Genomic DNA, 20,310 nt, shown 5'->3' on the forward strand with positions numbered 1-20,310 from the left:
GCCGGTGGCTGAGCCGGCCGCGCTGGATGCGGGGCTGGTGGTCGCCAGCCACGGCCGACACGTATTGGTCGAGACCCCGGAGCGCGAGCGGCTGATCTGCCATCCGCGCGGCAAGAAGAGCCAGGCGGTGGTGGGTGACCGCGTACTCTGGCGTGGCAGCCACGACGAGGGAACCATCGAGAAAGTCGAGCCCCGCCGCAATCTCTTCTATCGCCAGGATGAGGTTCGCACCAAGTCCTTCGCCGCCAACCTGGACCTGGTCCTCATCCTGATTGCCGCTGATCCCGAATTTTCGGAGGTGCAGCTGACCCGTGCACTGATCGCCGCCGAGGCCGAAGGAATCGAGCCCCTGATCGCGCTCAACAAAAGCGACCTGGTCGAAGCCTTCGAACGCGCGTGGGCGCGGCTGCTGCCCTACCAGCGCATGCACTACGGCGTGATGCCGCTGTCGCTGCGCCAGTCGGGCAGCGTCGATCGCGACCACCTGCTGCCCCACCTGCACGGCAAGACCACCCTGGTGCTCGGGCCCTCGGGTGCCGGCAAGAGCACCCTGATCAACCTGCTGGTGCCGGGCGCCACGGTGCAGACGGGTGAGATCTCCCGCGCCCTGAACAGCGGACGTCACACCACCACCAGCACCACCTGGTACTGGGTGGACGCTGAACAGGGCACCGCGCTGATCGACTCGCCCGGTTTCCAGGAATTCGGGCTGCACCACATCGAGCCCACGCGGCTCGCGAGCCTGATGCCGGACCTGCGGCCACACCTGGGCACCTGCCGCTTCTACAACTGCACGCACCTGCACGAGCCTGGCTGCGCGGTGCTGGCGGCGGTCGGTGCGCAGGGCGAAGGTGCCATCAGCCCGAACCGCCACCGCATCTACGCCCAGCTGTTCGCCGAACTGTCTCAAAGCCGCTGGTGACGCCCGGCGGGGCGCCGTGGGCCCCGCCCGCGTCAGCCCAGCAGGCGGGCCATCGTGAGCAGCGCCAGCAAGACCATCCACAGCACGACCGACCGCCAGACCAGGCCGACGACGCTGCGCAGGTGTCCGACCTCGGCTTCACGGCCAGGCGTGCTTTCGCTGTCTTCGCCGGTGGCTGACGGCGGCGCCGGCGCATGCAGCGCCTGGGCCGCCGGCGACGCGTAGGCCGAGCGCAGCGCCTCGCCGCCCAGGCGGACGTTCACCGCACCCGAGGTGGCCGCGAGGACCACGCCGTCGTTGTCGTTGGGAAAGCGCTGCGCGTGGTGGCGCCAGCAATCGATCGCCTCTTCGAAGCTGCCGACCACCGCGAAGGCAATGGCGGTCAGCCGCGCCGGCACCCAGTCGATGGCATGCCAGGCCCGCACCGAGGCGGTCTGCAACGCCGGGCTCACCGGCTGCGTTTCGCGCAGGCTGCGATGCGGCCAGTAACGGATGACGAATTCGCTCATGCGATACAGCACGGCACCGGCCGGGCCCATTCCCAGCGCCGCAAGCACCGAAAACCAGGCCAGCACGCCGAAGACATGGCGGTGCGCGGCGAGCACCGAGTACTCGATGACGTGGCGCACCAGCTCGCGCCGCGGCAGGTCGCTGGCCTCGACCTGCTGCCACTGCGCGAGAAGTTCGCGCGCCTGCGCCTCGTCGGCGGTTTCCAGCGCGTCGCGGATGGAGGTGAAGTGGTGGCTGAACTGCCGGAAGCCGAGGGTGAGGTAGAGAACGACGACGCTCCACACCATGGCGAAAGGCCACCCGAGGAAAAACAGCAGCGCTGCATGGATCGCCCAGGCGGCGGCGGCCGGCACCAGCACCGCGAGCACCCAGCAGATCCATCCGTGGTGGCTTTTGCCGGCGTCGAAGTTGCTGCTGACCCACCGCGCCCAGGCCCGCAGACCGGTGTGGATCGGGTTATGCCGCGCCAGCGGTCGCACCTGCTCGATGAGCAGAGCGAACAGGATGGCGAAGAAACTCATCACTAAATGATAGCGGGCCGTAAGCACCAACTCACGCGGCCGGCGGCTCAGGCCGCGAGGAAGCGATAGAGGTTGCGCAACATGCCGGCCGTCGCACCCCAGATGAAGCGCTCGGTGCTGCCCTGCATGTAGGGCATGGAGAAGAACTCGCGCACCACGCCGCCGACCTCGATGGCGTGCCGGCGGTGGTAGGCCGGGTTCATCAGGAATGCAAGTGGCACCTCGAAGGCGTCCGCGACCTCGTGCGGATTGATCGCGAGCCGCAGTTGCGGATCGATGAGCGCCACCACGGGCGTGATGACGAAGCGCGTGCCGGTGGTGTAGGTGGGCAGTTCCCCGATCACCTCGGCGCGATCGGCCTCGAGTCCGATCTCCTCGTGTGCCTCCCGCAGTGCGGTGTGGGCCGCGTCGCGGTCGGTCGCATCGCGCTTGCCCCCCGGGAACGCGATCTGCCCGGAGTGGGTCGAGAGGTGCGTCGTGCGCTCGGTCAGCAGCAGCATGGGCTCGTCACGCATCACGACCGGCACCAGCACCGATGCCTGGGACAACTGGCGATCGGTGAAGCGGGGCTCGTCGCGCACTTCGGGCGTCCACGGCCGGGAGTCGAGAAAGCGCTGGCGCAATACATGCGGCCGCAAGGACGCGTGCGGCACCGGCGGCAGGTGAGAGTCGATGCCGATCACCGGGACGGCGCGCGGATCGAAGTGCGGCAGCTTGGTCAGCGGCACGAACTCGGGAGGTGGTGCGGGTGCGGGATCGATGGGGGGCATGCGGGCGTGAAAACAAGAAAGCCGCCGCAGCACGGAGCTGGCGACGGCCTTTTGCGCAAGAGAGCGCGGTGCGCGTTACTGAGCGACCGCCACCTTGCTAGGCAGCTTTTCCTTGATGCGGGCCGACTTGCCGCTGCGCTCGCGCAGGTAGTACAGCTTGGCGCGGCGCACGTCGCCGCGGCGCTTGATCTCGATGCTGGCGATCAGCGGGCTGTAGGTCTGGAAGGTGCGCTCGACGCCCTCGCCGCTGGAGATCTTGCGCACGGTGAAGCCGCTGTTGAGGCCACGGTTGCGCTTGGCGATCACCACGCCTTCGTAGGCCTGCACGCGCTTGCGGGTCCCTTCGACGACGTTGACGTTGACGATCACGGTGTCGCCGGGAGCGAAAGGCGGAATCTTCTTGCCGGTTTTCTCGACAAGGCGAGCAATTTCTTCTTGCTCGAGGGTCTGGATCAGGTTCATGAAAGCCTCACGTTGATCGTGTCCGCGCTGCGCTAAAGGCCCTTGCACTGAATGTGCGTGACGCACGCTCGGCAGGGCGGCCGGACAGAGGATCGGGAAAAGCCCGCGATTATAGCTGCCCCAAAAACTGCTCGTCCAGGGCGCTGAGGCGGCCCTGCGCCCGGGCGGCATCGATCAGCTCCGGGCGCAGCCGCGCGGTGGCCTCCAGGCGGCGCTCGCGGCGCCACCGCTCGATGCGACCGTGGTGGCCGGACAGCAGCGGCTCGGGCACGCGCTGGCCGTTCCACTCTTCGGGTCGGGTGTAGTGGGGGCAGTCGAGCAAGCCGTCGAGAACCGGGTTGAAGCTGTCCTCCTGGTGGCTGCCGGCGTCGTTGAGCACCCCCGGCTGCAGGCGCGCGACGGCATCGAGCAGCGCCATGGCCGCGAGTTCACCGCCGGACAACACGAAGTCTCCCAGGCTCAGTTGCACATCGACCTCGGCGTCGATGAACCGCTGGTCGATGCCTTCGTAGCGGCCACACAGCAGGACGGCGCCGCTGCCGCCCGCCTCGCGCGCAACCACGGCATGGTCCAGCCGCTGGCCGGTCGGAGAAAACAGCACGAGCGGCGCTGCGTCGTCGCGCTCGGCGCGCACAGCCGCTACGCAACGGGACAGCGGCTCGGCCATCATCACCATGCCCGGGCCTCCGCCGAAGGGGCGGTCGTCGATGCGGCGATAGGTGCCTTGCGCGAAGTCGCGCGGGTTCCACAGGCGCACATCGACCTGCCCTGAGGCGAAGGCGCGGCGCGTCACGCCGCTTTCGAGAAAGGGCCCGAACAGCTCGGGAAAGAGGGTGAGGACGTCGAAGCGCACCGCGGCACGCTCAGTAGTCAGGCTGCCAATCGGCCGTGATGCACCGCCCCGGCAGATCGACCTTGTCGATGAAGGCGGCCACGAAAGGAATCAGGCGCTCGCGCGCTTCACCCGCCTCCTCGTAGTCGAGCACAAGTACCGTCTGCGGCCCGGTGGACAACAGCTCGCGCACTCGCCCCAAGGGCTGGCCTTCGCGGTTGACGACCTCCAGGCCGATGAGATCGACCCAGTAGTACTCGTCTTCGGCCGCGGTAGGAAAGCTCGAACGTGGAATGAAGATGCGCGCGCCGCGCAGCGCCTCGGCGGCACTGCGATCTTCGACGTCCTGGGCGGTGGCGACGATGCTGTCCGAATGTTCGCGCGCTTCGCGGATGCGCAGCAGCACCGTACCGGAGAACGAGCGCGCGCCCCGCTCGCCCGGCTGGAGATACCAGCGCCTCGACGAAAAAAGCGCCTCCGGAGAGGCGCTGTGGGGCAGGACCTTGAACCAGCCCTTGATGCCCCAGGCATCGAGGATGCGCCCGACTTCGACGGCGTCCGCGGGGAGTTCCGCGGCTTCCAGCGACAGGCTCATGCCGGCGATGCGGAACTCAGGCTGCGGGCGCTGCGGCGGGGGTGGCGGCCGCGGCCTGCTTGACGAGGCGCTCGACCGTCGGGGACACCTGGGCACCGACGCCCTGCCAGTAGCTCAAGCGATCCTGCGCCACGCGCAAACCCTCTTCGCCGCCCTTTGCGGTGGGGTTGTAGAAACCGATGCGCTCGATGAAGCGGCCGTCGCGACGCACGCGCTTGTCGGCGACGACGATGTTGAAGAAGGGACGGTGCTTGGCGCCGCCGCGGGAGAGTCGGATCACGACCATGATTTATCCTTCGGGTGGTGGCTCTGCCGCATGCACTGCGCGCGCGGTAAGTTGAGCCTCTGTGTTCTTCCAGCGTCGAGACACGCGACATGGCCACCCGGCCAGCGACACGCTGAAAAGCCCGCGATTATAGCCTTCCCACTTCCATGCCCACCATCCGCCCCAGCCGCGACGAGGACGTGCCCGCCGTTGCGGCCCTCTACGCGCACCACGTGCTGCACGGCACCGGCACCTTTGAGACCGTCCCTCCAAGCATTGCCGACATGGCGGCGCGGCGGGCCGACGTCCTCGCCAAGTCGCTGCCCTACCTGGTCCTCGCCGACCAGAGCGAGGTGCTGGGCTTCGCCTACTGCCAGTGGTTCAAGCCGCGCCCCGCCTATCGCTACTCCGCCGAAGATTCGATCTATCTGCGCCACGACGCCGGCGGGCGCGGGCTGGGCCGGCGGCTGCTGTCAGCGCTGGTCGAAGGCGCCGAATCGGCGGGTCTGCGCAAGCTGATCGCGGTCATCGGTGACTCGGCGAACCACTCCTCCATCGGCGTGCACCGGGCACTCGGCTTCGAGTCGGTGGGCGTGGTGCGCTCCTGCGGCTGGAAGTTCGACCGCTGGCTGGACATCGTGCTCATGGAAAAAGCGCTTGGCCCCGGCGACCGCACGCCCCCGCCTCCCGAGAGCGCGCAATGAGAAAACGCAGCAAGACCGTGGCCGCGTGGCTGGCCTTCCTCGGCGGCCCGCTCGGGCTGCACCGCTTCTATCTGCATGGCCTGGGCGATCTGCTCGGCTGGGCGCTGCCCATCCCGACCGCCCTAGGCATCTACGGACTGCAGCGCGTGCAGGAGTTCGGCCAGGACGACGTGCTGAGCTGGTTGCTGGTGCCGCTGCTCGGATTCACCATTGCGGGCTGCGCGCTGACGGCCATCGTCTATGGCCTCACGACACCCGAACGCTGGAACGGCCGCTTCAACCCCCAGGCCGACGAGCAGGCGGCCACCGGCGTCACGAACTGGCTGACCATCGGCGCCATGGTCGCGGCGCTGATGATCGGCACGGGCGTGCTGATGGCCACCATCGCCTTCAGCTTCCAGCGCTACTTCGAATACCAGGTCGAAGAGGGCCGCAAGATCTCGCAGTGAGCCGCGCGGGGCGTCGCTGCTCTAGTACAGCGCGAGGCTGAGCCAGTACGCGCCCGCCGCCACCAGTGCACTGGCCGGGATGGTGAAGATCCATGCCCAGACGATGTTGCCGGCAACGCCCCAGCGCACGGCGCTCGCCCGCTGCGTCGAGCCGACGCCGACGATCGCTCCGGTGATCGTGTGGGTGGTGGACACCGGGATGCCCAGCGTCGTCGCGAGGAACAGCGTCAGCGCCCCGCCCGATTCGGCGCAGAAGCCGCCCACCGGCTTGAGCTTGGTGATCTTCTGCCCCATGGTCTTGACGATGCGCCAGCCGCCGAACATCGTGCCCAGCGCGATCGCCACGTAGCAGCTGACGATGACCCACGCCGGCGGGGCGGCAGCGCCGGGCGCCATGTACCCGGTGGCCAGCAGCAGCAGCCAGATGATGCCGATGGTCTTCTGCGCGTCGTTGCCGCCGTGCCCCAGGCTGTAGGCGCCGGCCGAGACCAGCTGCAGCCGGCGCGACCAGCGGTCCACCCGGCGCGGCGTCGATCGGCGAAACAGGCGCGAGACGGCCACCATCATCAGCGAACCCAGCAGGAAGCCGAGCATGGGGGACACGAAGATGAACAGCACCGTCTTGCCGATGCCCGAGGCAATGAGCGCACCGGTTCCCGCCTTGGCGATCACGGCGCCGACGATGCCGCCGATCAGGGCGTGCGACGAGCTGCTGGGGATGCCGTAGTACCAGGTGACGAGGTTCCAGGTGATCGCGCCCACCAGGGCGCCGAACACCACGTGCGTATCGACGACGTCGGGCGTCACGATGCCCTTGCCGACGGTGGCTGCCACGCTGAGATGGAAGACGAAGATGGCGACGAAGTTGAAGAAGGCGGCGAACAGCACGGCCTGCCCGGGGCGCAGCACGCCGGTGGAGACGACGGTGGCGATGGAGTTCGCCGCGTCGTGAAAGCCGTTCATGAAGTCGAACGCCAGGGCCAGCACCACCAGCAGAATCACCACCCAGAGCGCAGCCTGGGCGGCCAGAGCGGGTTCCATCGGCTCGTGCCTCCGGCGCTCAGGAATGCTCGAGGACGATGCCCTCGATCAGGTTGGCGACGTCCTCGCACTTGTCGGTGACGGTCTCGAGCAGCTCGTAGATGGCCTTGAGCTTGAGCACCTCGCGCACGTCCGGCTCCTCGCGGAACAGCCGGCTCATGGCGCTGCGCATGACGCGGTCGGCGTCGGACTCCAGGCGGTCGATCTCCTCGCAGGTCTTGAGCGCGGCCTCCGCCGTGGCCGGATCGGCCAGCCTGCCGATCAGCGCGACGGCGTCCTTGACACGCTCGCAGCATTTCACGGCCAGGTCGGTGAGGCGGTTGATCTCCTCGTTCACCGCGCGCAGGTCGTACAACGCCATCGTCTCGGCCGAGTCCTGGATCAGGTCGGCCACATCATCCATGGTGTTGATCAGCTGATGGATCTGGTCGCGGTCGATCGGCGTGATGAAGGTACGGTGGATCAGGCGGTTGATCTCGTGCGTCACGCGGTCGGCCGCGCGTTCGGCGTTGTCCACGTCGCGGTTGTACTGCTCGCGCACATGCGGATCGCTATAGTTCGCCACCAGCTGCGAGAAGGCGCGGGCCGCCTCGACGATGCGCTCGGCATGCTGGTTGAACAGTTCGAAAAAATTGCCTTCGCGCGGCAGCAGCTTGCCGAAGAACATGTCGTTGGATCTCTTTCCGGTAACCGTAGGGGGCGCGTCGTTGACTTCGGGCAGTGTACCTGCCGGGTTCACGCCGGCTGCGCCGGCACCGCTCCACCTGGACGCGCATTGCCTGGTGCTGGACAAGCCGGCGGGCCTGCTGTCGGTGCCCGGGCGCGGTCCCGACAAGCAGGACTGCCTGTGCGTGCGCGCGCAGGCGCAGTGGCCCGACGCGCTGGTGGTGCACCGGCTCGACATGGCCACGTCCGGCTTGCTGCTGCTGGCGCGTGGAGCGGCGATGCAGCGCGCGCTGTCGCGTGCGTTCGAGGCACGCCGGGTGCGCAAGCGGTATGTGGCGGTGGTGGCCGGGCGCATGCCCCCGCCGGATACCGAGGACGGCTGGGGCGAGATCGATCTTCCGCTGGGTGCCGACTGGGAGATGCGGCCGCGCCAGCGCGTCGACGCGCTGCATGGGCGCCCGAGCGTCACCCGTTGGCGCATCCTCGAGCGCTCCGCACGCAGCACGCGCGTGGAGCTCGAACCCGTCACCGGGCGCACCCACCAGCTTCGCGTGCACCTGCTGGCGCTGGGCCACCCGATCCTCGGCGACACGCTTTACGCACCAGCCGGTGCGCCGTCCGCTCCCCCGCGGCTGCTGCTGCACGCGAGCGGACTCGCACTGGACCACCCCGCCGGCGGAGCGCCGCTGCACCTGCGCTCGCCGCCACCTTTCTGACCGGCGCTGCCATCCGTGTGCTGCCACCGGAACTACGCCGCCCGCCACCGATCCCACCGCAATCGCCGCCACCGGAGCCTCCCATGACCTTGTCGCGCCAGCTTCCCCGCCGCGCCCTGTTGGCCGCTCTGGTTGCGATGCCGGCGCTGCGGCTCGGTGCCCTGGCCCAGGCGGCGCCGCGCCGCCCGACCCCCTCCCAGACCGAGGGGCCGTTCTATCCGGTGCAACTGCCCAGCGACCGTGACCACGACCTGCTGCGAACCGGCACCCGGCAGTACACCGGCGGCCAGCCAGCCTGGCTCGAAGGCGAGGTGGTCGATGTCGAAGGGCGGCCGGTTACGGGCGCAGCGGTCGAGATCTGGCAGTGCGACGAGGCGGGCCACTACCACCACCCCGGCGACGGCGGTCGGGCCAACCCCGCCTTCCAGGGGTTCGGTCGCGTCGAGGTGGACCGGCAGGGGCTCTACCGCTTTCGCACCATCCGGCCGGCGCCCTACTCGGGGCGCACGCCGCACATTCACGTCAAGGTGCGGCTCGGCTCACGAGAGCTTCTCACCACGCAGCTGTACGTCGAGGGCGAGCCGCGCAATGCACGCGATTTCCTCTGGCAGCGGCTCGCGCCGGCCGACCGGGCGCTGGTGACCGTGCCCTTCGCATCGACGTCCGACGGACTGCGGGCCCACTTCCCCATCACGCTCGCGCTCGCCTGAGCCGACTAGGATGGACGGATGTCCTCCTCCTCGCCCCTCACCATCATCACCGGCGCCTCGCGCGGCATGGGCCTGGCCATGGCCCGGCAGCTGCTGCAGGCTGGCCATGACCTGGTCTGCATCGCCCGCCACCCCGAGCCGTCGCTCGCACAGCAAGCCCAGGCGCTGCAGCGCAGCTGCGACCAGTGGGCCGACGACCTGGCCCGTCCGCACACTGCCGCGAGCCGACTCGAAGGCTGGCTCGCGCAGCGGGGCAGCATGGGCCTGAGCAGCGTCACGCTGATCAACAACGCCGGCGTCATACCCCGCGTCGCCCCCCTGGCCGAGCTTTCCGGACATGAAGTGAGCGACGCGCTGCGCGTGGACCTCGAAGCGCCCATGCTGCTGACGAGCGTATTCCTGCGCGGCACCGCCGCCTGGAAGCTGCCGCGCAAGGTGCTGAACATCTCGTCGGGCCTTGGTCGCCGGGCCATGGGCTCGCAGGCGGTGTACTGCGCGGCGAAGGCCGGCATGGACCACTTCACCCGCTGCCTCGCTCTCGAGGAAGAACGCAGCGGCAATGGCGCGCGCGTGTGCTCGCTGGCTCCCGGCGTGATCGACACGGATATGCAGGTACAACTGCGCGCGGCCGACGCCAGCAGCTTTCCGGACCGGGACAGCTTCGTCGGCCTCAAGCGCCAGGGTGCGCTCAGCACGCCTGAAGAAGCCGCGGCGCGGGTGCTGGCGTTTCTGGATCGGCCGGACTTCGGCAGCCAGCCGGTGGCGGACGTTCGCGGCTGAGAAACCACGCGTTTGCGCAGGCAGTGCGCGTCAGGCCTGCGGCCCCTGGAAGCCGCCGGCGCGCAGCGTCACCACCAGCGTGTCACGCCAGCCGCCGCCCTGCCCCATGGGCTGGATGGGCGTGGTCTCGTGGATGACACGCGCATCGTCCAGCAGCAGCAGGCTCCAGGGTTCGGCCAGCGTGAAGCGCATGCCCGCCGGCCCCTCGGCCTGGAACACCCGGGTCTCGCCGCCTCGGATGTGCTCGCGTGACACCAGGAACACCGCCACCAGATCGACCCCGTCGCGGTGCGCACCTTCGGGTGTGGGCCGGCCGATGCCGCCAGCGGTGTCGATGCGGAACTGGTGCGCCTCAGCCCACCAGCGCTGCGGACCCTTGAGTGCCGACGCGGCACGCGCCAGCGCCGCCATGAGGCGGTGCCAGGCCGCGCTGCCGGTCACCGACTCGTCCATCGGCTCGAACCAGCGCTCCATGCCTCCGTGCAGCGCGTTGTATTCGACCGGCTGCCAGTGGGCGCGGTGGGGCGCCGGCGTGAGCGTGTCGCCGTCGAGGAGAAAATTGGCATGGCGCCGGCGTCGGTAGCGGCCGCCATCCTTGAGGTAGTTGTCCGGCGGCAGGTCGTCCCATCGTGGCGCGAAGGACTGCAGCTCGTCCAGAGCGCAGCCGGCGAGTTGGCACACCCCCGCCGCACCCACCACGGCGAAGCCCTGCGCGCGCATCTGCGCATCGAGTTGCTCGGGCGGCGTGAGGGGCGGCTGCAGGATCATCGCGCGAGCTTAGCGCAGCCACGGCGCCCCTCTCCTGCACCTACAGTCTCCTGCCCGCGCGCCGGCTTGCTTCAGCCGCTGGCGCCGAGAACGTTCAGGACGTGACCTGCACGCCTTTCCAGAACGCGACGCGGCCGCGGATCATGTCGGCCTCGGGCTTGGGATCGGGGTAGTACCACGCGGCGTCGGCGTTGAGCTCGCCATCCACCAGGAGCGAGTAGTAGTTCGCCTGCCCCTTCCACGGGCAGGTGCTGCGGTGGTTGCTGAAGGTGACGTAGCGCCGGTCCAGCGCGTCTTCGGGAAAGTAGTGGTTGCCCTCGACCAGTACCGTGTCGTCGCTCTGCGCGATCACCGCGCCGTTCCATATCGCTTTCATCGCATCGTTCCTCCAGGGCAATGCCGCAGCGTATCAGCCGGGCGACTGCAGCCACTGCACGCAGAACCACCGCCGGCGGTCCAGCCACGCCGGACCGCAGCGCCAGCCCGCCTGCTCGGCCAGCGCGCGCAAACCATCGAGGGTGAACTTGTGCGAGTTCTCCGTGTGCAGGGTCTCGCCTTCCTCCATCTCGAAGCGCTGCCCCTCCAGCTCGATCGTCTGGCGACGCCGGCTGACCAGGTGCATCTCGATGCGCCGCAGCGGCGCGTTGTAGAAGGCCGCGTGGGCGAAGGCGTCCAGGTCGAACCGGGTGTTCAGCTCCCGGTTCGCGCGCGCCAGCAGGTTCAGATTGAAGGCCGCGGTCACGCCCTGCGCGTCGTTGTAGGCAGCGTGCAGCAGGTGCGGCTCCTTCACCAGGTCCACGCCCAGCAGCATGCCGCCGCCACGCAGCACGTGGGCGGCCGTCCTGAGGAAGCCGAGCGCCTGCGGCGCGGCGAAGTTGCCGAGCGTCGAGCCCGGAAAGAAGCCCACCCGGCGCACCCCCGGTTCGCTCGCAGGCAACAGCAGGCGCTGCGTGTAGTCGGCTGCGAGCGGCTGCACGTCCAGCCCCGGATAGTCGCGGCGCAATGCCGCGGCAGCGTGCTCCAGGTGCGCGGCCGAGATGTCGATGGGGCGAAAGCGCAGCGGGCGCTGCAACGCCTGCAGCAGCAACCGAACCTTCTCGCACGAACCCGCGCCGAATTCGACGATCTCGGCGCCGGGGCCGACCACCTCGGCGATCTCCCCCGCGTGCGTCTCGAGGATGGCTCGCTCGGTGCGCGTCGGGTAGTACTCGGGCAGTTCACAGATGCGGTCGAACAGGCGGGACCCCTCCGCGTCGTAGAAGTACTTGGGCGAGATCTCGCGTGGGCGCTCGGCAAAGGCCTGCAGCAGGTCGTGCGCGAAGCCGTCGTCGCGTGCGGCGGCGTGCGCGGGAAGCGTTGGCTTGGGGGACAGTGCGCGGTCGGCGGCGGCGAAGGTAGGCATGCCGGTCATGATGTCTCCCGTGCCAGGCGCAGCCCGGTGAACTGCCAGCGGGCGGCCGGCGGGAAGAAGTTGCGGTAGGTCGCGCGGGCGTGACCCGCGGGTGTCGCCAGGCTGCTGCCACGCAGCACCATCTGGCCCACCATGAACTTGCCGTTGTATTCGCCCACCGCGCCGGCGAACGGCTTGAAACCCGGGTAGGGATCGTAGGACGAGCGGGTCCACTGCCAGGCCCAGCCCGTCATCTGCTCGAGCCCAGGCGCGCCGCAGGCGGCCTCCCACTCGAACTCCGTGGGCAGGCGCGCGCCCGCCCACTGCGCATAGGCGGCGGCCTCGAAAAAGCTCAGGTGCAGCACCGGCGCCGAGGGATCCAGGGGCGTCACGCCGTCCAGGCCGAAGACCTGCCACTCGCTTGCGGGAGCACGCGGGTCGTCGGGCGCGATCCAGTAGGCCGGGGCGCGCCAGCCCTGCGCCTGTGCCTGCGTCCAGCCATCGGACAGCCACAGGCCTGGTTGCCGGTAGCCACCGTCCTCCATGAACTGCAGCCACTCGCCGCAGGTCACCAGGCGGTGCGCCAGTTCATAGGGCCGCAGCAGCGCCTGGTGCCGCGGTGTTTCGTTGTCGAAGGCGAACCCCGCTCCGTCGTGCCCGACCTCGGTTACGCCGCCGGCGAACTCAAGCCAGCGCAGGGGCGGCGTGGCAGAAGCCAGCCGCAGCGAGGCGCCGGCGCCGCGGGGCCGCCACGAAGGCAGCAAGGGGTTGCACGACAGCAGATGCAGCGCATCGGTGACGATCAGTTCCTGGTGCTGCTGCTCGTGATGCAGCCCCAGCTCGACCAGCGCAGCCGCCTGCGGCCACTGCGCCTCGTCGCAAGAGGCCACGAACGACTGCAGCGCCGCATCGACATGCGCGCGGTACGCATGCACCGTGGGCAAGTCCGGGCGTGTCAGCAGTCCGCGCTGCGGCCGCGGATGGCGCGGACCCAGCGACTCGTAATAGCTGTTGAAGAGATGGAAGAAGCGCCGGTCGAACGGGCGGTAGTCGGCCGAGTGCTCGGTGAGCACCACCGCCTCGAAGAACCAGCTGGTGTGCGCGAGATGCCACTTGGTGGGGCTGGCGTCCGGCATGGACTGCACGCACTGGTCTTCCGCGCTCAGGGATGCGGCAAGGGCGAGGCTGTGCGCGCGCACCCGTTCACACTGCGCCGCCAGTGCGGCGCGTGCGGGCCGCTGCGCGGAGCAGTCGGTGGATGGGCGGGGTGCAAGCATCGGGCGGGGCCTCCGGTGGTCGGTGCGAGGCGCCGCATGCGCGCACCCGCGGAAGCGGAAGCGCTGGCGGGACTCCGCGGGGCGCATCCTGGCGACGCAGGTTACCTCAAGCCCTGCGGGGGCGGTCGGCACTGCAGCGCGATGTAACACGCGCCGCAGGAGGACGCCAGAACGCCAGGCCCGACGGGGCGTGGCCGCTTCCGCAACAGATGACTCAGGTGCCCTCTTCGAGCACCGCCTGGCGCAACCACCCGCGGACCGTCTCCATGTGCTCGCGCTCGGTCTCCAGCGCAACGTTGAAGGCCTGCGCCATATCGGCGTGGCCGGCTTCCTCGGCCAGCTCGATCAGCAGTTCCCACCCGGCGTTGTCGCCCATCTCGATCATCAGCAGCGAGTTGAGCGCCTGGGCCACCGTGGTGCGCGGGTCCGAGATCACCTGCAGGTGGCCCATGGCCGCGACTCCGGTCACGTCGGCGCAGGGCGTCATCGCGGTAGGGTCTGCGCCAAGCCCGTCCAGGTAGCGGGTGACCATGTGGAAGTGCGACTCTTCGTCGTCGCGGATGCGCTGCAGAGCCCCCATGTCGATCATGGGCCCGCTTCCCGCTGCGCTGGCCTTGATCAGCATCGCCTCGTACAGGCGCACGCCGGTGCGCTCGTAGGCCAGGCGCTCTCCGAGCTTGTCGATCAGCACCGAGGGCTTGTTGCCCTTGAGCGTATCGACCATGGTGCTTGCGATGCCCTTGATCTTCCCGGGCACCGGCACCGAGCCGACCCGCTCGGCCTCCAGTGCGTATTGGCGGCGCAGTTCGCGCAGCTTCTCCGCGCCGCCGGGCTGCGCCGTACGGGCACCCTCCTGGCGTGCGAACTTGATCATGTCGTCGCGGCTCATGGGAGCCATGTCGAGGCCGGTACGGTTCAGGCCGGTGGCGACTTCGTTTTCCATACTGTGCTGCTCCTGTTCAAACCAAACGTCAGACGGGGCTGGTCTGGGCGGCGCCACGGACCATGTCGCGATTCAGCTCGGTGCCGGGCGTCCAGCGCCAGTCGGCCGAAACGTCCTGCGAGGGCGAGCCCTGGGAGTTGAGGTGGTTGCGGTGGGTGATGGACGCGACCGACTCGGCGTCCTCGTCCACGAAGCGCAGGCCGTCCTTGCGCAGGTTGACCTCCTCGGCCAGCACCTTGCGCACGTACTCGCGCTGGCTCGCGTACTCGATGCCGGGCGGCAGCGAGCCGTCTCCGAACAGTTCTGCGGGGTCGCGCCGCTCGACGTCCTTGAACAGTTGCATGGCTACTTGCAGGTGGCCCAGTTCGTAGTCGAGGAAGCGCTCCCACAGCGCACGCAGCGTAGGGTCGCTCTCCTGGCGCGCGCAGGCTTCGTAGTTCCACACCTCCGTCGCCTCGTGCAGCACCAGCTTCTCGAGCGGGGACTCCTCCGGGTTGAGCATCGAGCCGTAGTGCGTGATGTGCTGCGATTCGACCGAGGCGATCTCGGCATAGAGAAGCCGCGCAGCAGGGTCGGCGAAGGTCGGCCCCACCACCATGTAGTAGTCGTGGGTCTGGTATTCGCCGCCGACCAGCGTGATCGCGTGCAGCTTGGTAGCGAGCCGCGCGTCGCGCGGATAGGCCTGCATCAGGTCGTCTTCGGGAGCGCGGTGGTGCACCAGCGTCGGGCGCCCGGGTACGACGTCGGTATAGCCCTGCAGGATGTTGTTGGAGTCCTTGCCCTCGAGGCGATCGAGCAGTGCCGAATAGCGGTACAGGTGGTCGAAGTCCTCGAGCAGCCCGAAGCGATAGCCTTGCGCCATGACCGGGTCCTCCTCCAGCTTCGCCACCGACGCCGTGACCTCGATGGCCACCTGCTCGTAGGCGATGGTGGTCTCCAGCGGCGAGTGGTCCGCCGAGAGCATCCAGTTCACCGCCGTGGCCTGGTGCTGCTCGACCCGCATCAGTTGCGCCAGCGGCACGCGCGCCTTGCCGTTCATCATGCGCAACATCACCTGCTTGAGCCGCAGCGCGTCGAGCTCCACGCCATTCATGAGGATCACGCGGATGCGGCTGTAGGCGTCGTCGTCGAGCTTGCTGATCGGCTTGCGCACCAGCTCTTTCCAGGTGAATCGCTGCTTGTCCAGGGGCGTGCCCCGGTCCTTCAGGAGATTGATGGCCATGTGGTTCGTTCCTCGTGGAAAAAGGGTGAGTGAACCTGCTGGCCGGCAAACCTTGTGCCCGACGACGCCGCGCCGAGCACCGCCTGCGCGCCTACACGCCTGATCAGGCGTCATGCGCAGAGGCGACCTGCTAAGCCGCGTGCAGCCCAGGCGCGGTCAACCCCACCGCCTGTGCCAGCAGTTCGTACGAGCGGCGCTGCACGGCCGCATCCCAGCTCCAGGTGATGACGACCAGTTCCTGCAGGCCCAGTGCGTCCGCGAGTGCCTGCAGCCGTTCGCCGACTTGTTCCGCCGTCCCCACCAGCGCCTGCCGGCGCAGCCGCTGCACGTGGATCTGCTCGCCCGAGTGGTAGTCACGCTGTGCAACCTCGGGCGGCAGCAGCGGCCCGAGCGGTCCCGAAAGCCGGTCGATGCGGGCGCGCTCGCGGCTGCGGAACTGGAACCATGCCTCTTCTTCGGTATCAGCTGCCAGGGCCCAGACGCAGGCCGTGGCAGAAGGCTCCTGCAACACACCCGGGCGGAACGCCGCGCGGTACAGATCGAGCGCTTCGGCGCAGCCCTCGCCGTCGGTGATGAAGTGCGCGAACGCATAAGGCAGTCCGAGATGCGCCGCGAGTTGCGCACCGTAATCGGAACTCCCGAGCATCCACAGCTGCGGCGCGGTGGGCGCCTGCGGAAAGGCCTGCACCCCATGGGCGGGGTGGCCCGGCGGCATGCCGCTGCCGCTGACCCAGGCGTGCAGCTCCTGCACCTGACGGGGGAAGTCGACGGAGCCGCCGTGCGGCCGCAGCAGGCGCGCGGTGCGGCCGTCTCCGCCGGGCGCGCGGCCGACGCCGAGGTCGATGCGCCCGGGTGCAAGCGCATCGAGGACCCGGAACTGCTCGGCCACCTTGAACGGCGCATAGTGCGGCAGCATCACGCCGGCGCTGCCGATGCGGATGCGCTCGGTCCGCGCGGCGATGGCGGCCATCAGCACCTCGGGCGCGGTGCCCACGATGGCCGCGATGTTGTGGTGCTCGCTGAGCCAGAAGCGGTGGTAGCCCAGCGCTTCGCAGTGGCGGGCCAGATCGACGGTCAGGCGGATCGATTCGTCCTGCGGGCGGCCGACGCGGCCGACGGACTGGTCGAGAACGGAAAGCGTGAGGGCGGGCATGCACGCATTGTCGCCAGCCGCGCGGACGTCCGCCCCTGCGCTCTGTTATCCGACGCCGGCCGGGCGTGTGCGCCATGCGAGCGCCAGCGCCAGCCCCAACCCCACCAGCAGGACGGCGCCCGCACCCGCGCACACGGCCGCCAGCCAGGCCCCGGCGGGCGCGGCCTTCGCCGCCACGCCGGCCAGCGCCCAGGCTCCTGCGAGCGGATAGGCCAGCGGAGCGCGGGCGCGCCAGGTCACCCAGCCGGCCAGCAGCGTCGCGCACAGCGCCACCAGCGCCGCGAAGGCGCCGCCACGCAACGCCTCGGCGGCGCCGCCCGCGTTCGGCAGCCAGCTCGCCAGGTTCACCAGCGCCGCGGCCGTCACCCAGCCTGCGAACAAGCCGATCGGCTGACGCACGAACAACGCGACGCGCCAACGGAACGGTGCGCCGTCGCGCAGCGCGAACAGCGCGCACAAGGCGCAGGCCAGCATCGCCAGCAGGATGACGACCGTGGGCAGCGTGATGCCCTGCAGCTGCGCGACGATGGCCCACACCGCGCCCAGCAGCATGGCAGCCGCGGTCCAGGGGCCGGCGCGCCGCAGCAGCGCGTCGTGGCGGTGCGCCGGCAGCGCCTGGTAGACCGCGAAGGCGATCAACCCGAGATAGATCAGCGACCAGATGCCGAACGCCCACCCCGCCGGCGTACTGAGCGAGGGCGATTGGCCAGCGCGGCTGCCGATGTCCTCGCCGAACCCGAGCCGGTGCACCTGTGTCGCCGCGACCTGGGCGATGGAGAGCACCAGCGTCGCACCGATGCGCACTCCGTCGGGGATGCGGGGTGCGGGCGTGTTCAACGCGTTCTGCCCGGAAGCGCGTTGTGCACGGCCGTCGCCGCGATGGCCGCCTGGCCGGCCGCCACGTTGATCTGGTTCAGCCCCTGCGCCACGTCGCCTGCGGCCCAGAGGCCGGGGACGCTCGTGCGCTGGTGGGCATCGACCTCGAGCTGCCCGTCGTCGGCGGCGCGCGCGCCCAGGCCGGTGGCCAGCCCCGAGGCGTGGCGCTGGCCGAGCGCGGGGTACAGCACGTCGAACAGCAGCGTCTGGTCGTCCTCCATCGTCACCTCGACGCCTCGCTGTGCGTCGCAACGGATCGCCACCGGCAGCCCATTGGCCACCCGCACGCCAGCGTCCTCCAGGCTGCGCAGGTCTTCGCTCGCCACGGACCCGCGTGAGCCCATCGACAGCCAGGTCACCTCGTTGTCGAAGCCGGCGACGAAGCGCGCCTCGTGCAGGCCGTGCCCTTCGCGTCCGAGCACGGCAACGCGCTGGTGCTGCGTCTCGAAGCCGTCGCACACCGGGCAGTAGCGCACCTGGCCGTTGCGCAGGCCCTCCTCCAGGCCGGCGATGTCGGGTGCGACGTCCCGCGCTCCGGTGCACAGGATGACAGTGCGGGCGCGCACCAGGTCGCCTCCGAGGTCGGCTTCGAAAAGGTCGTCGGCGGTGCGCGAGAGCGAGCGCACGCGCGCGTTCCAGGGCTCTATGCCGTATCGCATGGCGTGCTCGCGCAGCCGGGCGAGCAGGGCCGTTCCTACCACGCCGTCGGGAAAGGCGAGCACGTTGCGCGTGCGCGGTATCCAGGCTGCGCGACTCTCGCCCGCATCGACCAGGGCCACGGTGCGCCGGTAGCGGGCGAGATATACGCAGGCAACCAGGCCGGCGGGGCCGCCGCCAATCACGAGGCAGTCGAGCACGGTGGGGAAGCGGGAAGTGCTCATGTCGTCCAGGGCAGTTGCTTGGCCACCATCAGCCAGAAGATCGCGAGAAACGCGAAGAAGGCGACGAAGCCCAGCGCGACCCACCACCGGAACGCCCGCCAGTACCCAGGCGGCAAGGCTGTTCCCTCCGAGGCGGCCCGCCCGGCGAGATCGCGCAGCCGCATCTGCAGGCCCACCACCGGCAGCCAGCAGGCGATCGCCAGCACGTACAACGCGACCGACCATGCCACCCACGGCGTGGACCAGGGCAGGCCCAGCCGGTGCACCATCCACGCGCCGGTGAGCGGCTGCAGCACCGCGGTGCTCGCCGTGAAGAGCCAGTCGGCCAGCACCACCTGCCGGCTCACGGCGGCCACCACGCGCACGTCGCGCTGCAGCGTGCTCACGAGCAGGTAAAAGGCCGAGCCCACGCCCGTGCCGAACAGCACGGTGGACGAGAGCACGTGCAGCCACTTGGTGGCGAGATAGGCGTCCATCAGCGGCGCAGTCTGGGCGCGGGCTCCAGAGCCCAGAGCAGGCCGAGGGCGGCAACGATCGGCAGGTTCTTGCTGATGGGGCCGTAGGGATGCAGCCAGTACTCCGGCAGGAACACGGTTATGAGGAGGGTGTAGCCGCCGATGAGGCCGAGCTGCGCGAGCCACAGCAGGCGGCGCCACCGGGACGGGCAGGCCAGGGTGAGCAGCCCCAGCACCAGATCGAGCAGCGCCGCGCCGTACAGCGCGACGGTGGCCACCCAGCCGGACAGGCCTACGCGCGCCAGCAGCGCGTAGCTGCCCTCAAGTGGGTAGAGCCCGAGCGAGACCACGGCCGTCCAGATCCAGAGGAACGCCAGCGCCACCCGCAGCACCGGCAGCCATACGTCGAGCACGGCTCGCGCGCGAACGCCTTCGGCCAGCGTGGCCGGCACGAACTCCGGCACCCCGCGCGGCGGCCGGCCGAGCAGCGCCTGGAACGCCTGCGCGGGTGCGGCATTGCCTTGCAGCAGCATGCCCGCCGTCTCGGCGTCCAGCAGGCTGCCCGGCAGGCGTCCCGCGAGACGCGCCCCCATCAGGAACAGGCCCACCGGCAGCGGCAGCACGGGCAGCGGCCCGGCGATGCGCAGCGCCCGGCGCAGCCCACGCAGGTAGTCGGCCAGTGGCATCGGGGCGGGACCGACGAAGGCGATGGTGCGCACCTCCTGCGGCGGCTGCGCCAGCAGCGCCCGGATGCCGGCGACCACATCGTCGATGAGCACGGGCTGCACCTCCATGCGCCCGGCGCGTGGCAGCGCCAGCATCGGCGCAGCCGCCATGCGGTTGAACAGGGCGGCACTGGCGCCGCCGACGCCATAGACCAGCGAGGGCTGGACCACCGCGCCGCGCAGCGGCAACGCGCGCAGCGTGTCGTCGGCGGCCCGCTTGCTGAGGTGGTAGCGGCTGTGCGCCTGCGCATCGGCGCCGAGGGCGGAGATCTGCACCACCACGCCGACGCCGGCCGCCGCACAGGCGTGGAACAGCTCGGACGGTGCGCGCTCGTGCAAGGCGGCGAAGCTCTGCCCTGGCGCCTCGCGGATGATGCCGACCGCATTCACGACGGCGTCCATGCCCTGCAGCCGGTGCTGCCACCAGCTGCGGTCCGGCACCCGGGCGAGGTCGGCCTGCAGCGCGCGCCACCGGCCCGGCGGCAGATCGAGGCGCGCCGGGTCGCGCACGGCGCAGACGAGTTCGTGGCCGTCGTGCAGCAGCGCCAGGGCCAGGGAGCGGCCGATAAAGCCCGTCGCTCCGGTGATCAGGATCCGCACGCGCACTCTCCTCGGGTGATTCGCCGCCGCCGAGTCTACGGGCGTGCCGCGCGGTTACGGCTTGCAATGACGACCCG

25 protein-coding genes are annotated in these 20,310 nt (G+C 69.9%); 6 read left to right on the forward strand and 19 right to left on the reverse strand.

The window, feature by feature from the left end; all coding sequences use genetic code 11:
* The first annotated feature begins 4 nt into the window (after window positions 1-4).
* Complete coding sequence (gene rsgA, locus WG922_RS03160; protein WP_340280623.1) at window positions 5-922, forward strand: ribosome small subunit-dependent GTPase A; 918 nt, start codon at window positions 5-7, stop codon at window positions 920-922.
* A 32-nt stretch (window positions 923-954) separates the two neighbouring features.
* Here rsgA and WG922_RS03165 read toward each other — a convergent pair whose 3' ends face one another.
* The 6 genes from WG922_RS03165 to rpsP form a co-directional block, all read right to left on the reverse strand.
* Entirely contained in the window at window positions 955-1,953 is a 999-nt protein-coding gene (locus tag WG922_RS03165; RefSeq protein WP_340280624.1) for a CobD/CbiB family protein, read from the reverse strand.
* Window positions 1,954-2,000: 47 nt separating this feature from the next.
* The gene (locus WG922_RS03170; protein ID WP_340280625.1) at window positions 2,001-2,723 is read right to left on the reverse strand and encodes a CoA pyrophosphatase; all 723 of its coding nucleotides are present in this window, start codon (window positions 2,721-2,723) and stop codon (window positions 2,001-2,003) included.
* 75 nt (window positions 2,724-2,798) lie between these two features.
* Window positions 2,799-3,185: a 50S ribosomal protein L19 gene (gene rplS / locus WG922_RS03175; protein ID WP_340280627.1), complete on the reverse strand. Its 387-nt coding sequence runs from the start codon at window positions 3,183-3,185 to the stop codon at window positions 2,799-2,801.
* Between the two features lie 109 nt (window positions 3,186-3,294).
* Window positions 3,295-4,038 carry a tRNA (guanosine(37)-N1)-methyltransferase TrmD gene (trmD, locus tag WG922_RS03180; RefSeq protein WP_340280628.1) on the reverse strand — a complete coding sequence of 248 codons (744 nt, stop codon included), beginning with the start codon at window positions 4,036-4,038 and terminating at the stop codon, window positions 3,295-3,297.
* Between the two features lie 10 nt (window positions 4,039-4,048).
* Window positions 4,049-4,612: a ribosome maturation factor RimM gene (rimM, locus tag WG922_RS03185; protein WP_340280629.1), complete on the reverse strand. Its 564-nt coding sequence runs from the start codon at window positions 4,610-4,612 to the stop codon at window positions 4,049-4,051.
* 16 nt (window positions 4,613-4,628) lie between these two features.
* Window positions 4,629-4,898 (reverse strand): 30S ribosomal protein S16, encoded by a 270-nt coding sequence (gene rpsP, locus WG922_RS03190; protein ID WP_340280630.1) that lies wholly within the window; start codon window positions 4,896-4,898, stop codon window positions 4,629-4,631.
* A 146-nt stretch (window positions 4,899-5,044) separates the two neighbouring features.
* Between rpsP and WG922_RS03195 the strand changes: the two genes are divergently transcribed.
* A complete protein-coding gene (locus WG922_RS03195) occupies window positions 5,045-5,581 on the forward strand; it encodes a GNAT family N-acetyltransferase (protein WP_340280631.1) in 537 nt (178 codons plus the stop codon).
* Window positions 5,578-6,030 (forward strand): hypothetical protein, encoded by a 453-nt coding sequence (locus WG922_RS03200; protein WP_340280632.1) that lies wholly within the window; start codon window positions 5,578-5,580, stop codon window positions 6,028-6,030. Before WG922_RS03195 ends, WG922_RS03200 begins: the two co-directional genes overlap by 4 nt.
* 21 nt (window positions 6,031-6,051) lie before the next feature.
* Here the strand turns inward: WG922_RS03200 and WG922_RS03205 are convergent, their stop codons facing one another.
* Entirely contained in the window at window positions 6,052-7,071 is a 1,020-nt protein-coding gene (locus tag WG922_RS03205; RefSeq protein WP_340280633.1) for an inorganic phosphate transporter, read from the reverse strand.
* Between the two features lie 19 nt (window positions 7,072-7,090).
* Complete coding sequence (locus WG922_RS03210) at window positions 7,091-7,738, reverse strand: DUF47 domain-containing protein (protein ID WP_340280635.1); 648 nt, start codon at window positions 7,736-7,738, stop codon at window positions 7,091-7,093.
* On the opposite strand from WG922_RS03210, the gene WG922_RS03215 reads away from it, so the two are divergent.
* The 3 genes from WG922_RS03215 to WG922_RS03225 all read left to right on the forward strand — a co-directional run bounded on the left by WG922_RS03215 (window position 7,737) and on the right by WG922_RS03225 (window position 9,943).
* On the forward strand, window positions 7,737-8,453 hold the full coding sequence (locus WG922_RS03215) for an RluA family pseudouridine synthase (protein WP_340280636.1): 717 nt from the start codon (window positions 7,737-7,739) through the stop codon (window positions 8,451-8,453). The two genes, WG922_RS03210 and WG922_RS03215, sit on opposite strands and share 2 nt — an antisense overlap.
* Window positions 8,454-8,536: 83 nt before the next feature.
* On the forward strand, window positions 8,537-9,163 hold the full coding sequence (locus WG922_RS03220) for a protocatechuate 3,4-dioxygenase (RefSeq protein ID WP_340280638.1): 627 nt from the start codon (window positions 8,537-8,539) through the stop codon (window positions 9,161-9,163).
* An 18-nt stretch (window positions 9,164-9,181) separates the two neighbouring features.
* A complete protein-coding gene (locus tag WG922_RS03225) occupies window positions 9,182-9,943 on the forward strand; it encodes an SDR family NAD(P)-dependent oxidoreductase (protein ID WP_340280640.1) in 762 nt (253 codons plus the stop codon).
* Window positions 9,944-9,973: 30 nt separating this feature from the next.
* Here the strand turns inward: WG922_RS03225 and WG922_RS03230 are convergent, their stop codons facing one another.
* From WG922_RS03230 to WG922_RS03280, 11 genes are all read right to left on the reverse strand, one after another.
* A complete protein-coding gene (locus tag WG922_RS03230) occupies window positions 9,974-10,711 on the reverse strand; it encodes a 2OG-Fe dioxygenase family protein (protein ID WP_340280641.1) in 738 nt (245 codons plus the stop codon).
* A 94-nt stretch (window positions 10,712-10,805) separates the two neighbouring features.
* Window positions 10,806-11,087, reverse strand: a complete 282-nt coding sequence (locus WG922_RS03235; RefSeq protein WP_340280642.1) for a DUF427 domain-containing protein — start codon at window positions 11,085-11,087, stop codon at window positions 10,806-10,808.
* 33 nt (window positions 11,088-11,120) lie between these two features.
* A complete protein-coding gene (gene egtD / locus WG922_RS03240) occupies window positions 11,121-12,113 on the reverse strand; it encodes an L-histidine N(alpha)-methyltransferase (protein WP_340281160.1) in 993 nt (330 codons plus the stop codon).
* A gap of 5 nt (window positions 12,114-12,118) precedes the next feature.
* Window positions 12,119-13,378: an ergothioneine biosynthesis protein EgtB gene (gene egtB, locus WG922_RS03245; RefSeq protein ID WP_340280643.1), complete on the reverse strand. Its 1,260-nt coding sequence runs from the start codon at window positions 13,376-13,378 to the stop codon at window positions 12,119-12,121.
* 214 nt (window positions 13,379-13,592) lie between these two features.
* Window positions 13,593-14,321, reverse strand: coding sequence for a ferritin-like domain-containing protein (locus WG922_RS03250; protein WP_340280645.1), 729 nt, complete (start codon window positions 14,319-14,321; stop codon window positions 13,593-13,595).
* A 28-nt stretch (window positions 14,322-14,349) separates the two neighbouring features.
* Window positions 14,350-15,543 carry a hypothetical protein gene (locus WG922_RS03255; protein ID WP_340280646.1) on the reverse strand — a complete coding sequence of 398 codons (1,194 nt, stop codon included), beginning with the start codon at window positions 15,541-15,543 and terminating at the stop codon, window positions 14,350-14,352.
* A gap of 130 nt (window positions 15,544-15,673) precedes the next feature.
* Window positions 15,674-16,696, reverse strand: coding sequence for an LLM class flavin-dependent oxidoreductase (locus tag WG922_RS03260; RefSeq protein ID WP_340280647.1), 1,023 nt, complete (start codon window positions 16,694-16,696; stop codon window positions 15,674-15,676).
* 45 nt (window positions 16,697-16,741) lie between these two features.
* Window positions 16,742-17,533 carry a hypothetical protein gene (locus tag WG922_RS03265; RefSeq protein ID WP_340280649.1) on the reverse strand — a complete coding sequence of 264 codons (792 nt, stop codon included), beginning with the start codon at window positions 17,531-17,533 and terminating at the stop codon, window positions 16,742-16,744.
* On the reverse strand, window positions 17,530-18,453 hold the full coding sequence (locus WG922_RS03270) for an NAD(P)/FAD-dependent oxidoreductase (protein ID WP_340280651.1): 924 nt from the start codon (window positions 18,451-18,453) through the stop codon (window positions 17,530-17,532). The genes WG922_RS03265 and WG922_RS03270 overlap by 4 nt, the downstream gene beginning before the upstream one ends.
* Window positions 18,450-18,929 (reverse strand): DUF2269 family protein, encoded by a 480-nt coding sequence (locus WG922_RS03275; protein ID WP_340280652.1) that lies wholly within the window; start codon window positions 18,927-18,929, stop codon window positions 18,450-18,452. Before WG922_RS03275 ends, WG922_RS03270 begins: the two co-directional genes overlap by 4 nt.
* Window positions 18,929-20,233: an SDR family oxidoreductase gene (locus WG922_RS03280; protein ID WP_340280653.1), complete on the reverse strand. Its 1,305-nt coding sequence runs from the start codon at window positions 20,231-20,233 to the stop codon at window positions 18,929-18,931. Before WG922_RS03280 ends, WG922_RS03275 begins: the two co-directional genes overlap by 1 nt.
* Window positions 20,234-20,310: the final 77 nt, after the last annotated feature.

Source organism: Ramlibacter sp. AN1015, from assembly GCF_037726105.1.
In the GTDB taxonomy this organism is placed as follows: domain Bacteria; phylum Pseudomonadota; class Gammaproteobacteria; order Burkholderiales; family Burkholderiaceae_C; genus Ramlibacter.